Origin of the sequence: Kitasatospora sp. NPDC127060 (assembly GCF_042724935.1) — a bacterium.
Lineage (GTDB): Bacteria > Actinomycetota > Actinomycetes > Streptomycetales > Streptomycetaceae > Kitasatospora.
In genome coordinates, this window is the sequence record NZ_JBHXEG010000100.1 from 1 (window position 1) to 12,537 (window position 12,537).

Annotated in this window: 11 protein-coding genes and 2 pseudogenes; 2 read left to right on the forward strand and 11 right to left on the reverse strand. The window is 72.1% G+C overall.

The features are described 5' to 3' along the window. On the forward strand, positions 1-112 hold a 112-nt coding region (locus ACFWIS_RS35715), incomplete at its 5' end, for a helix-turn-helix transcriptional regulator (RefSeq protein ID WP_380462109.1). A 189-nt stretch (positions 113-301) separates the two neighbouring features. Here the strand turns inward: ACFWIS_RS35715 and ACFWIS_RS35720 are convergent. Together ACFWIS_RS35720 and ACFWIS_RS35725 are read right to left on the reverse strand one after the other, a co-directional pair. Further along, positions 302-1,312 carry a quinone oxidoreductase family protein gene (locus ACFWIS_RS35720; protein ID WP_380462081.1) on the reverse strand — a complete coding sequence of 337 codons (1,011 nt, stop codon included), beginning with the start codon at positions 1,310-1,312 and terminating at the stop codon, positions 302-304. Positions 1,313-1,378: 66 nt separating this feature from the next. After that, positions 1,379-1,748: pseudogene (locus tag ACFWIS_RS35725) on the reverse strand (transposase family protein); the annotation flags it as partial. 113 nt (positions 1,749-1,861) lie between these two features. Here ACFWIS_RS35725 and ACFWIS_RS35730 point away from each other — a divergent pair. After that, positions 1,862-2,245 (forward strand): hypothetical protein, encoded by a 384-nt coding sequence (locus tag ACFWIS_RS35730; protein WP_380462083.1) that lies wholly within the window; start codon positions 1,862-1,864, stop codon positions 2,243-2,245. 14 nt (positions 2,246-2,259) lie between these two features. Here the strand turns inward: ACFWIS_RS35730 and ACFWIS_RS35735 are convergent. From ACFWIS_RS35735 to ACFWIS_RS35775, 9 genes and pseudogenes are all read right to left on the reverse strand, one after another. Further along, positions 2,260-3,422: pseudogene (locus ACFWIS_RS35735) on the reverse strand (IS110 family transposase). A gap of 767 nt (positions 3,423-4,189) precedes the next feature. Further along, entirely contained in the window at positions 4,190-4,696 is a 507-nt protein-coding gene (locus ACFWIS_RS35740) for a DinB family protein (RefSeq protein WP_380462085.1), read from the reverse strand. A 292-nt stretch (positions 4,697-4,988) separates the two neighbouring features. Then, positions 4,989-6,242, reverse strand: coding sequence for a beta-ketoacyl-[acyl-carrier-protein] synthase family protein (locus tag ACFWIS_RS35745; protein WP_380462086.1), 1,254 nt, complete (start codon positions 6,240-6,242; stop codon positions 4,989-4,991). Then, positions 6,239-6,505 carry an acyl carrier protein gene (locus ACFWIS_RS35750; RefSeq protein WP_380462087.1) on the reverse strand — a complete coding sequence of 89 codons (267 nt, stop codon included), beginning with the start codon at positions 6,503-6,505 and terminating at the stop codon, positions 6,239-6,241. Before ACFWIS_RS35750 ends, ACFWIS_RS35745 begins: the two co-directional genes overlap by 4 nt. Next, a complete protein-coding gene (locus tag ACFWIS_RS35755) occupies positions 6,502-7,590 on the reverse strand; it encodes a beta-ketoacyl-ACP synthase 3 (RefSeq protein WP_380462088.1) in 1,089 nt (362 codons plus the stop codon). The genes ACFWIS_RS35750 and ACFWIS_RS35755 overlap by 4 nt, the downstream gene beginning before the upstream one ends. After that, positions 7,587-8,426, reverse strand: coding sequence for an SDR family NAD(P)-dependent oxidoreductase (locus ACFWIS_RS35760; protein ID WP_380462089.1), 840 nt, complete (start codon positions 8,424-8,426; stop codon positions 7,587-7,589). The genes ACFWIS_RS35755 and ACFWIS_RS35760 overlap by 4 nt, the downstream gene beginning before the upstream one ends. A gap of 14 nt (positions 8,427-8,440) precedes the next feature. Then, a complete protein-coding gene (locus tag ACFWIS_RS35765; RefSeq protein ID WP_380462090.1) occupies positions 8,441-9,514 on the reverse strand; it encodes a 3-oxoacyl-ACP synthase III family protein in 1,074 nt (357 codons plus the stop codon). 32 nt (positions 9,515-9,546) lie between these two features. Beyond that, a complete protein-coding gene (locus ACFWIS_RS35770) occupies positions 9,547-11,412 on the reverse strand; it encodes a hypothetical protein (RefSeq protein ID WP_380462092.1) in 1,866 nt (621 codons plus the stop codon). After that, the gene (locus ACFWIS_RS35775; RefSeq protein WP_380462093.1) at positions 11,409-12,497 is read right to left on the reverse strand and encodes an ACP S-malonyltransferase; all 1,089 of its coding nucleotides are present in this window, start codon (positions 12,495-12,497) and stop codon (positions 11,409-11,411) included. Before ACFWIS_RS35775 ends, ACFWIS_RS35770 begins: the two co-directional genes overlap by 4 nt. Between the last annotated feature and the right edge of the window lie 40 nt (positions 12,498-12,537).

The window sequence follows — 12,537 nt, forward strand, 5'->3', positions numbered from 1 at the left end:
GGGCCTGCCCCGCGCCGACGACTTCAGCCGCGCCTTCCGCGCCGCCTACGGGCTCTCACCCCGCGAACACCGACAGCGGGCACTGGCCGGGGGCGCCGGGGCGGGCGAGTAACGGGGGCAGCGCTCCTGCGGCTCGGCGCCGCCTGTGGCTCCTGACGAAGGGCCGCTACGAGGTCTCCAAGCATGTCACGCCACCGCCGCCGGTCGCCCAGCTCATCGTCGCCCGCCCGGCCGGCACCCCGCTCGGCGTCCTCGCCCTCGACATCTCAGTCTCCAAGATCCCCGACCTCGTCACCCACGATCAGCTGCGCGTCTCCTCCCGGCGTCCAATGGCGGCCGCACCGGGTACGACGAGCAGCTTGCCGGTGGTACGCCGAGCCTCCAGATCGCTGTGGGCCTGGGCGGCCTCGGACAGTGCGTAGCGGCCCGTTACGGTGACCTCAAGCGCCTTGGAGCGCACCCACTCGAACACATCGGCGGCCCGTCGGAGCAGTTCGGACCGATCGGCGATGAAGTCCCCGAGGCTGGGCCGGATCAGGGTCAGCGAACCGCCGTGGGCGAGCCGAATCGGATCGAACGGCGGCACGGCACCACTCGCCGCGCCGAAGAGCACGAGATGGCCGCGGGCTCGCAGGCTGGCGAGGCTCGCATCGAAGGTGTGCGCGCCGACGCCGTCGAAGACAACCGGCAGTCCCTGACCGCCGTTGAGCCGCCTCACCTCGGTTGCGAGGTCGTCGACCGCGGAGTAGAGGATCACCTCAGCGGCCCCGGCGCGCTTCGCCAGCTCGGCCTTCGCCGTGGTCGACGTCGTGCCGATCACCCTCCCGCCGAGATGGGTGATGAGCTGGGTCAGAAGCAGCCCCATGCCGCCGGCGGCCGCGTGCACGAGCACCGTGTCGCCCCCCTGGACCGGGTAGGCGTCCTTGACGAGATAGTGCGCGGTCATGCCTTGGAGGAGCGCGGCGGCGGCTGTCTCGAAGCCGATATCGTCGGGCAGCGGCACCAGTCGGGAGGAGTCCACGACGGCCCGCTCGGCGTACGTGCCGGGAATCTCCACCCAACCGACCCGGTCCCCGACTGCGACGTCAGCGACGCCGGGTCCGACTTCGACGACCGTGCCGGCGCCCTCAGCACCCGGGGTGAAGGGCAGCGGGAGGCTGTAGCGGCCTTCGCGGTGGTAGACGTCGAGGAAGTTGACCCCGGATGCGGCGACCTCCACGACCGCTTGGCCCGGGCCCGGCGCCGGTTGATCGATATCGACCAGCCGCAGCACCTCGGGACCGCCCACTTCGGACATCTGAATCGCTCGCATGACCCCTCCTGAAACGGCAAACTCCCCTCACCAACTCCACTCGTGGCGATCCTATTTCCGCTCGCGGTCGGGTGTGGGCGTCGACGAGGACCTGATGGTTGGTGGAGTACCTGTAGTTCTTCGACTTCTCCGCGATGGTGTGGTTGCGGGTGGGGACGAGGGTGCCGTCGACGATCAGCACGGTGTCCTTGCGGAACCGTCGCCGGGGCTTGAGCGCGAGCAGGGGGCCAACGTGGTCGATGATGCGGTCGGCCGCCGACTTGGACACGCCGAACAGCGGCGCGAGCTGCCGTAGCGTCAGGTTGGTCCGCCAGGAGGCCGCGACCAGCAGAACCCCGTCCTCCAACGGCAGACTCCAGGGCCGGCCCTGCCGCACGGTGTCAGCGCCCTCTTGGCGGGGCAGTGTCATCGGCTTGCGGAAGTCGTGCGGGCTCAGCCCGGTGAACGGGGCTGTCCAGACACCTCAGGCGGACAGCGCGTCAAGTTCGTTGCTGAGTGGGGTCGAACAAACAGGGCTGCTGCCGAGTGGGCGAGTGGGATGATCTAGATGTGGAGACTGCTGAAGCTTCGTGGCACCGTCGCCTGCTGATGGAGGCACTCACTGTCGTGGCAGCACCTGCGCCGAGTCAGGCTGCCTGGCTGAAGAAGCATGGTGTTGTGACGGACGAGATCGCCCTTGACTTCGATCACGCTTTTCGCATGGCCGAGGACCTTGTGGAGGGCGGACTCCTCAGCCATGACGCGCTGCCTGACCTGCGGGCGATTGATTCGATCTTCGAGCGGATGACCCTCGACGAATCCCCGAACCGGTGGGCAACGGCGGCACTGGACAGCGATCCAGGGTGGACCAATGCGCGCGAGCTCGCGCAGCGAGTTTTGGTCCAGGAAGGTATGGACGTCTTGGCACTGCCAGACATCCGTGTCGTCCGGTAGCCGACTCCGACGCATCAGGCCGCTGCTGCTTGCGCGGCGAATCCTTCTGGGAAGGCCACGGCTTCGTCATAGGCCTTGTTGCGTCGGAGGCAGTGGTAGAGCTGTCCGATCATGCGGTTGAAGAGGTTTCGCTGGGCGGCGGCGTGCCAGTAGTGTGCCTTGGCGCCGGGCGAGGCGGTGATGGCAGAGAACGCCCAGAGGTAGCCGGCGTGGTCAGGCGGTCGTTCTTCACCCACCGTCGGGTGATGCTGGACTTCTTTCCGGACGCCCGGGTGACGGGCGAGGCGCCGGCGTATGCCTTGAGGCCGCGGGCGTCGGCGAAGCGGTTGCGGTCGTCGCCGAGTTCGGCGAGGACCCGCGCGCCGAGCTGGTTGCCGAAACCGGGAAAGCTGAGGATGACTTCCGCGTCCGGGTGCTGGGGGAAGGCTTCGTCCACCGCTTGGGCGAGGTCGTCGGCGGCCTTCGACGCGGCCTCCAGCTGGCCCAGGACGGCGAGCATCTGCTTGCCGAGCGCGTCCTCGACCAGCGGGGGCTGGTGGGCGAAGTCGGCGCGGAACACTTCGCGGAGCCGGTCGGCCGCGGCCTCGATGCCGCGCTTGCGGCCGGCGTGCTTCAGCGCGGCCTGCAGCTGTGCGTGGGTGAGGTGCGCGGCCCGTGCCGGGGTCGGCGCCGCCTTCAGGAGTTCGTGGGCCTCCGGTCGGCACAGGCCGTTCTTCCACGGTTCGAAGGCGGCCAGGGCAGCCGGGTAGTACTCGCGGAGCAGGGAGCGGAGCTGGTTGGCGATCTGCTGGCGGTTCCAGGTCGCGTCCTGCTGGGCGCGGGCGAGGACCGCGATGGCGCGGGCCAGGTCGCTGTCGTCAGGTAGGGGCCGGTGGGCGTGCATGTCGGTGCGCAGGATGTTCGCGAGCACGAGAGCGTCGCCGGGGTCGGACTTCTTGCGGGAGACGCTGTGCCGGTCGCGGTAGCGGGCGGCGGCCATCGGGTTGATCGCGAACACCTTCCGCCTGCCGGTTCGCAGGACTGCCACCAGCAGGCCGCGGGAGGTCTCGATCACGACCGGGATCGGGGTCTGCTCGGTGTCGCCGTACTCGGCGAGCAGGTCCAGCAGCAGTTTGTAGCCGGCCGCGTCGTCGGTGATGTGCCGTTTGGCCAGGAGCTGGCCGGTGTCGTCGACCAGGGCGACGTCGTGTGTCCGTTCGGCTCAGTCGATGCCGCAGTAGATCAAGTTGTCCCTCCCCAGGGCGCGGGTATTTGCGCTGGTCACGAGCGCATGCGGGCCACGCGGCGACCTAATCTCAGGACTCGGTGCGAAGGCCGGTCCGCCACCTCAGTAGCCGTTCGTGGCACCAGCGCACCCCACGGGCCTCGGTCTATCTCGGGAGCTCGGACAGCTCGCGACGTTGGAGAAGTCACCGTGCGGCGGGCTCGCGCCACCAACACCAACGAGTGGTGAAGCGTTCGGTGTTGACGTTGGTGGCGGCCTCGCGGACGCCGAGCGGCACCGCTCTGGATACAGGGATCAAGTCCCTGGACGATTTCGGACGTCCGCTCGGCGTCTGCGAGAGCGCCACCACCTGCATGGGCTGTGTCGTGCTGGAGGGGTGCCGAACGCCGCCGCTCTGTAAAGAGGCATCGGGGGCAGGCCCTTGGAAGGCGTGTGTTCGGCACAATATGTGGCCGCGACGATCACCGTGGCGGCCGGGGAGGCGCCGAGGGTTCCGATCTTGATGTAGGCATCAGTGCCCGGAATCCGGAAGGCATCCGCTCGGCGCCCGCCCCGCCGTCACTGCGGCGTACGCTGGCCACTCGAACAGCCCCGCAAGATCCATGCCTCTCGCGGCTGCCCGTTAACAACGGATTAGGAGGACTCCGACGCAGTGATCACCGCAACCATGATGCGGTCATCTCGTGTTGCCCGTCGGCCCGAAACGCTCTCCCCTCCCTCTACTCGCCGACGGCTCCATCGATCGCTTCGCGCAGGAGGTCTGCATGGCCGTTGTGACGCGCGTACTCCTCGATCATGTGAGTGAGGACGTAGCGGAGCGAAATGGCCTCGTCGCGGAAGCTGACGGTGTCATCGAGGGAATCGAAGGAGGAAGCGACGGCGCGGGCACGAACGCACTCCTCGCGCCAGACTCCGAACGCCTCGTCAACGTCGGCGTCCTCGACGTTGAACTCAGCGAACGTGCCCTCGACCTCGCCGGGCCAAGGAGTCTTGACATCCTCGGAGTTCATGATCCAGCGGAACCAGCTCCGCTCGACAGAAGCCGCGTGGCGCACCAGGCCCAGGAGCGTGAGTCCTGAGGTCGGGATCGCCTTCTGCTTCAGCTGTTCACTGGTCAGACCCGCGCACTTCATGGCCAGGGTAGCCCGCTGGTAGTCGAGGAACGAGGTGAGCGACACACGGTCGTCGGCCACCTTCGAGGGGTGTATGCGCTGTTCATCGTTCACCACGCGATCATGGCAAGAACGCCCTCCCGTAGACCACCTGGTCCGAGGGGTGGACGCCGGCGCTCAACTACCCCACCGACGCTGAGCCCGGAGATCGACTGCGGGACATCCCTTAGGACTTCGGGGCCTCGTCAGTCGGCGGCGGTTTCGAGGAGGCGCGAGTGTGGGTTCCGCCGTGAGGGTCACCTCGCCCGCACCCGTGGTTGACCGCTCCGGCTCGTCCTCGGTTCCGATGGTCTCGCAGCGGCGACTCCGGAGGCGTGCCTGCTCCACGAGGGCATCCGGAGCCAGGTCACCGGGCGGTCGGGCGGGGAGTCAGCACCGGTGAGAAGGCCAGGACGGTGTTGTGGCCCCCGAAGCCGGCCGAGGTGCTGAGTGCGAGGCGTATCGGCTGTCGGCGAGGGCCGTCGTGGACGAGGTCGATCCGACGGGTCTCCTCGTCCGGTTCGGTGAATCCGGCGGTCGGGGGGACGAGTTGGTGCTGAGCCGTGAGCACGGTCAGGGCTGCCTCGATGGCTCCGGCCGCACCCATGGTGTGGCCGAGCACGCCCTTGGCGGAGGTGACGGTGGGCGGGCGTCGGCTGAACAAGCGGTCGATCAGACGGGCCTCGGCGCTGTCGTTGAGTGGAGTGCCGGTGCCGTGCGCGTTGACGTGGTCGACGTCGTCGAGGCCGACGCCGGCCTCGGCCAGGGCGAGCCGGGCGGCCACCTCCAGGCCGAGGGCGTCGGGGTGCGGCGCGACGGGGTGGTGCGCGTCCGCGGCGGTCCCGGTGCCGACGAGCAGGGCCCTCGGCGTCGCGAGGCGCGCGTCGGCGTCGGCACGGCGCTCCAGGACGAGGAAACCGGCGCCTTCGCCGATGACGAACCCGTCGCGGGAGGCGTCGAAGGGGCGGGAGGCGCAGACCGGGTCGGGGTTGCGGGAAAGGGCCCTCATGCGGGCGAAGCCGGCCACGCAAACCGGTGTGACCATGGCGTCGGCACCGCCGGCCAGGGCGATGTCGCAGGCTCCCGCCCGGAGCAGGAGTGCCGCGGTGTGGACGGCCGTCGCGCCGGAGGCGCACGCGGTGGCGGTGTGCATCACCGGTCCGGTCACGTGCAGGTCCATGGCGATCTGTCCGGCCGCCATGTTGGGCAGGAACGCCGGAAGCGCGAGTGCGGAGACGGCGGAGGAGCCGCGGGTGAGCAGCCGTTCGACGGCCCGCTCGTAGCTGCCCACCCCGCCGGCCGCGGAGCCGAGGACGACGGCGACCCGCGAGGGGTCCCACCGCGCGGGTTCGAGGCCGGCGTCGTCGACGGCCTCGCGCGCGGCGGCGAGGGCGAGATGGGTGGCCCGGTCCAGGCGCCAGGGCTGTCGGCCGCCGCCGAGCACCGCTTGGTCGCCTGGCACGCGGCAGGACAGGACCACGGGCAGTCCGGCGAGCTCGGGGTCGGGCGCCGCGGCGGGGCGTCCGTCGAGGACGCCCCGCCAGGTCCGCTCGGCCCCGCATCCGGCCGGGGTGACCAGGCCGATGCCGGTGACGGCCAGCGGCGGGTACGGTCCGCTCATTCGGCCGCTCCCGGTTGCCCGGCGGCCCCGGACAGGAGGTCGCCGATCCGGTCGACCAGGTGCGCCACGGTCACGTCGGCGGCGGAGTCGAGGTCGTCGTCCAGCGCGACCCCCCAGTGGTCCTGGAGGCTGACGACCAGTTCGACCCGGGCGAGCGAGTCGAGGTCGAGGTCCTGCAGCGGGGTGCTGTCCGTGATGGCCTCGGGCGGTGTGTCGAACTTCTCGGTGAGCAGGGTGATCAGGTGCGTGCGGACGGCGTTCACGGTGTGCAGACCTCCTCGTGGTCGTTGAGTGGGGTGCGGGATTGTGGTGGGGCCGTGCGTACGGGTGCATCGGGCCAGAGCAGCGTCGCGGACGCCCAGGTGAGGCCACCGCCGAAAGCCGTGAGCAGGGTCGGCGCGCCCGGGGGACGTACGCCCCGGAGGACCGCGTCGGCGAGGGCGAGCGGGACCGAGGCGCCCGCGGTGTTGCCGACGTCGCGGATGTTGCCGAAACGGTGCTGCGGGGGGATGCCGACGCGGTCGGCGACGGCGTCCAGGATGCGCTGGTTGGCCTGGTGGCCGATGAAGGCCCGGACTTCGTGCGGCTGCCAGCCGGACGCGGTGAGGACGGCCCCGGAGGAGGCGGTCATGCGGCGCACGGCGTGGGCGTAGACCTCGCGTCCGCGCATGCGGAAGTACCGGTCGTCGCGGCCGAGGTCCGTGGTGTCCGGCCGCCGGGAACCGCCCGCGGCGACGGTGATGAGGGTGCTTCCGCCCCCGTCGCTGCCCCAGTCGGTGTCCAGCACCGCCCCGGGCTCGGTGGTGTGTCCGGACCGCAGGACGACTGCGGCGGCGGCGTCGCCGAACAAGGGTGCGGTGTCGCGGTCCAGCGGGTCGACGATCGCCGAGTACTTCTCGGCGGCGACCACCAGGGGCGTCCGGCAGGTACCACTGCGCAGCAGGGCGCTCGCCGTGGTCAGTGCGTAGAGGAACCCGGAACAGACCGCCGCGAGGTCGAACGCCGGGATCGGTCCGAGGTCGAGGCGGTGGGCGACCTCCGGTGCGGTGGCCGGGCAGGGGCGGTCGGGCGTCGTGGTGGCCAGGACCAGCAGGTCCGGCCGTTCCCGCCCGGCGGTGGCGTCGATCGCGGCGAGGGCCGCAGCCGTCGCCAGGTCACCGGCGCTCGTGCCGGGTCCGGCCAGGTGGCGCCGATGGATGCCGGTCCGGCTGGTGATCCAGGCGTCGGTGGTGTCCAGGCCGCCTCGGCCGATGACCTGTGCGTTGGTCAGCACTCGCGGCGGGAGACAGACACCGAGACCGGCGATCACCGCGGTGCGGCCGCGGCGGCGGGCAGACGGGGCGGTCATGTCGCGGCGAACGGTGAGGGCGGCTTGGGGATGCCCGCCAGACCCCCGTCGGGCACCGAGAGGCCACCGTCCAGCACGAGCGCCTGCCCGGTCAGGAAGGACGAGGCGGGGGAGGCCAGGAACAGCGCGGCGCAGGCGACCTCCTCGGGCTCGGCCCACCGTCCCAGGGGGACGTGGGCCAGTAGCCAGGCGGTGAGTCCGGGGTCGGAGTGGACCGCGGCCGTCATGTCGGTGCGGACCCAGCCGGGGCACAGGGCGTTGACCCGGATGCCGGAGCGGGCCCACCCGACGGCGAGGCTGCGGGCGAGCGAGACCTGGGCCGCCTTGGTCGCCGCGTAGGCCTCCATCATGGGCGTGCCCACGAGGCCGGCCACGGAGGACGTCAGGACGAGGCTCGCGCTGTCGGACCGGGCCAGGTGGGCGTGGGCGTGGCGGCTGATCGCGGCGGTGGCGTTCAGGTTGACCGCGACCACGTGGTCCCAGACCGGTTGCGGGAGGTGCTGCAGCGGGGCCAGGAGCGTGCTGCCGTCGGGCCGGGTGGGCAGGATCCCCGCGTTGTGGACGACGACGTCCAGGCCGCCCAGGGCCTCGGCGGCCCGGTCGACCACGGCTGCCTGCGCGCTGTCGGCGAGGTCACCGGGCACCAGCACGGGGGTGTGGCCGTGGTGGGCCACCAGCTCGGCGGTGTCCTTGAGGGCGGGCTCGGTACGGGCCGAGAGGGCGAGCCGCGCACCGGCCTGGGCGAGCGCGACGGCCACGGCCCGGCCGATGCCGCGGGATGCACCGGTCACCAGCGCGCGGCGGCCGTCGAGCCGGAAGTGGTCAGAGATCGTCATGGGAGTACCTCCGGTCACTGGTGGTGGTCAGGACTGTGCGGTGCCGGGGAACCGGCCCGGGGTGCGTGGTGACAGGGTGCGCCGGTCCAGGTGAGCAGGGCGCTGCCCCAGGTCAGGCCGGCGCCGAAGACGCACAGCAGGACGCGTGCACCGGTGTGCAGGAGGCCTTGGGCAGCCGCGTCGGCCAGGGCGAAAGGGGCGGACGCCGCGCCGATGTTGCCCGTGCGGTCTCCGGTGATGTGGAGTCGGCCGGAGGGGATGCCGATCCGGTCGGCGATGGTCCGCAGCAGCAGCGGATTGGGCTGGTGCGTGATGACCGCGTCGAGGTCCTGGAGGGCCAGGCCGTTGTCCGTGAGGCACTGGTCGACCAACCGGGGGAAGACATCGGCGATGAAGTCCCGAACGACGCGCCCGTCCATGTGGATGTGGTGCAGACCGGCTTCCAGGCTCGCCGTGTCGGCGGGGATGCGGCTGCCGCCCCCGGGAATCAGCACGTGGTGGGCGCCCCGTCCGTCGGAGCCGAGGCGGAAGCCGTGGAAGCCCCCGTCGGCCACTGGGCCGAGGACGGCCCCCGCGGCGCCGTCGGCGAAGAGCACGGCGGTGCCCCGGTGGGTGGGGTCGACGAACTTCGAGTACGCCTCGACGCCGACCACCGCCGCGTACCGGCTGCCGGGGGTCGTGGACAGCCAGCCGTGGGCGACCTTGGCGGCGAACAGCCAGCCGGAGCAGGCCGCGCTGACGTCGAGCGCGACCGCGTTCACGGCTCCGGCCAGCGCCTGGACGCGGCAGGCGGTGGCCGGCCCCAGTTCGTCGGGGGTCGAGGTCGCCAGGACGAGGAGGTCGAGCTGCTCCGGGCGGATGCCGGCCGCCTCGCAGGCGGACAGCACGGCGACCGTCGCCAGGTCGGAGGCGGCCTCGTCGGGTGCCGCGACGTGCCGTCTCAGCACACCGGTGCGCTCGGTGATCCACTCGGCCGAGACTCCGGCGAGCGGGCCGACCTCGTCGTTGCCACGGACCCGGGTCGGCAGGTGGGTGCCCATGCCCAGGACGCCGATCACGGGGGTGGGAGTCGTGCTGGTGGGACTCACGGGGTCCTCCTGGTTCGACGGAAGGAGCCGATTCACGGTGTCCGCCCCAGTCGGACGGAGCCGTCGGCACGGGGACGGGCCAGCAGCCCGGCCGCGTAGTCACCCTCGTCCAGGCCGCCACGGGCGATCGGAGCACCCGGATCGAGGGCCGCCGCGATGTCCGCGAGCGTCGGCGAGAGCCGGTCGCACAAGGTGTCCACGGCCTCCGGAAGGCTGCGCACGTCGGCGGGGGTGAGGACCCCCGACGCCAGTAGCGGGCCGGACAGTCGGCGGGCCTGGCACAGTCCGTCGAGCGCGGCGAGGTCGGCCGCACCGGGAACCGCCCACGAGGGGGCACCGCCGGTCACGGAGGCCGACGCGGCGTCGGCCGCGAGCCGGCAGGCGTGGACCTCACCCGTCTGGAGGGCGTCCTCCAGCAGGGGGTTCCAGAGTTCGAGGTCGCGCAGCCCGGCCCGGTGGCGCAGCGACCAGGAGAGTGCCAGGTCGCAGGCCAGCCGATCCTGCAGCGCGGCGACGACGGTCGGCCACCAGCCGGTGTCCGTGGGCGCGGGCAGGTCGGCCGGGGAGGCGTGGCGCCGTCGGCCGGAACCTGCGTACTCCTCGGCCAGGGCGCGGCCCGTGTCCAGGAGGATCAGGGTGTTGTCGCCGCCCGCGTTGTCGAAGGCCCGGGCCAGTCCCAGATAGTCGGAGAGCCGGTTGTCCGCGAAGAACCCCGAGACGCCGCAACGGTGTTGCAGGGAGTCGATCATCGTGGCGACGGCGCGTGTGCTGAACACCTTGCGCAGCGCCAGGGCCCGGTCGACGGCCGCCCAGGGGGCGAAGGTCATCGCGCCGCCCGGCCCGTCGGGCTGTTCCCGGTCGCGCAGGGCCTCCCATTCGGACAGCGCCGTTCGTGCGCCGCACCGCAAGGTGAATGCCGAGGCCAGGGCTCCGATGACGGCATGCCGCTGGGTGCTGTAGTCCAGCACCGGCCGGCCGGGGGCCAGGCGGCCGTGGCTGCGCCGGTTCGCGCTGAACCGCCAGGCCATCGCCGCGCTGCGTCCGGCCAGGCCGGCCATCGCGGACGGCAGCGTGGCCCACAGGGCCTGTCCGCACCCCAGGGTCCGCTGGAGGCGGGCATCCGAGCCGCCCCGGGGGTCGTGCAACACACCGGCGGCATCGATCGACGCCCCGTCCGCCAGCCAGCGGTCGTAGGGGATGTCCACACTCTCGAACCTGACGAACCCGTACGGCAGGGGCAGTGCGTCGATCGCGACCGGGCCGGAGACGGAAACGCCCGGTACGGTCCGGCCGTCGGCCCCGGTGATGTCGGTCAGGAAGGAGAACACGCCGCCGTCCCCGTCGGCCGTCAGCAGGCGTGCGCAGACCACGGCTTGCTGGGGCAGGCCCGTCGCCGCGACGGAGGAGAACTTGGCCGCCCGGTCGTCCGGTGTGCACAGGGCGAACGTGCGGCGCCGGGGATCGAACCGGGCCTCCGTGCGGATCCGCAGGTGGCTGGCCGCGTCGCCGATCTCGGTGACCATGAACGAGCCCTTGGTGCGGGCGTGTGCGAGCCCGTCGGCCAGGTCCTCGGCAGCGCCGCCGAGCAGGGTGATCGAGCCGACGCACAGGATGTAGTGCGACAGGAACGTCTGGTACAGCGACGGGTCGGCCAGCGCGGTCGCCTCACCGAGCGCCGCCAGCAGCTCGGCATCGGCCACCACGTCTGCCGCGGGGGGGAGTTGGGCCGCCAGTCGGGCCAGGCGCTGGTGCGCACCGGTGTCCCGCACCGCCGACGACGGGCGTCGGGAGCGGTCGTCCGTCAGCAGCCGGGCGACCCCGGCCGCCCGGTCCGGCGGCAACAGGAGCGACAGGCGCGTCAGGAGGTCCATGACGGGGGCTCGACGAACGGCGCTCATGGTTCTCTCCTCGCGGACGTCGGAACGGGCTCGCACGGCGCGGGCCGCGCTCGGGTCGTTCCGGTCGGTGGGCCGCCGGTGGTCAGTGGGCCAGGTGCCGACGGAGGCGCCGGGGGCCGTCCGGCCGCCTGCCACAGGCCGTCCGGGAACGGAGCGAGCGTCTGTCGGTCGGGGTCGATCCTCCGTACGGCGTTCGCCAGCGTGCCGCCGGTCCCGGCCTCGACGGCGAGCGAACCGCGGGCCAGGCCCGCACCGACGACTGCGGGCAGCGAGAACGGCCTGACCAGGCAGGCCGACAGCGCCCGGGGGAGGTCGCTGTCCGCGTCGTAGGTCCGGCCCGCGACCACGGAGAACACCTGTCTGCGGGGTGCGGACAGTCGCAGCCGCCGCGCGAAGTGGGCGAAGACCCCGGCCTCGCGGGCGAGGCCGGGGTGGTGGCTCATGAACGGCAGGCGCAGTCGCTGCGCCCGGATGCCCCGCTCGGCGGCCAGGGCCTCCACGGCGGAGAGTCCGGGGAGCGGGCCGGAGACCACCGTCTCCCCGCCGTGATTGACGCACGCCAGTACGACCGAGGCCGCGTCCGGTCCGGCGAGTCCGAGCAGTCGGCGGGCCTGCGGGGGCCCCGCGTCCAGCAGTGTCATACCGCCCCCGTGGTGGGTCAGCAACTGTCCGAGCCGGCAGGCCAGCCGGGCGCCGTCGGCGACCGAGCAGCACTCCGCGGCGGTCAGCGCGGGGAGTTCCCCGAAGCTCACGGCGAGCAGTCGGTCGGCCCCGAACCCGTCGGACTCCAACGCCCGATGGATTGCCAAGGAGACTCCGAACAGAGCGAGTTGGATTGTCCCGGGAGGTTCCTCGGTCAGCGCCAGGGTGGTCGGCGGCCGGTCGCCGAGCAGCCGTGGGCCGATGGGAGCAACGCCGAACTCGGCGGCCACCACGTCGGCCTCCGCGAAGACCTCGGCCAGCGCACGCGTCAGCGATGCCGCGGGGAGGGCCCGCAGCAGCGGTCTCAGGCTGAAGTCCCCCTGGCCGGGGAACATGTGGACGGTGGAACTGCCCGCGGGCGTACCACCCGGTCTGCTGGACATCGCGGTGTCACCTCCTGCCGAAGGCGTGCGTCACGGCGCG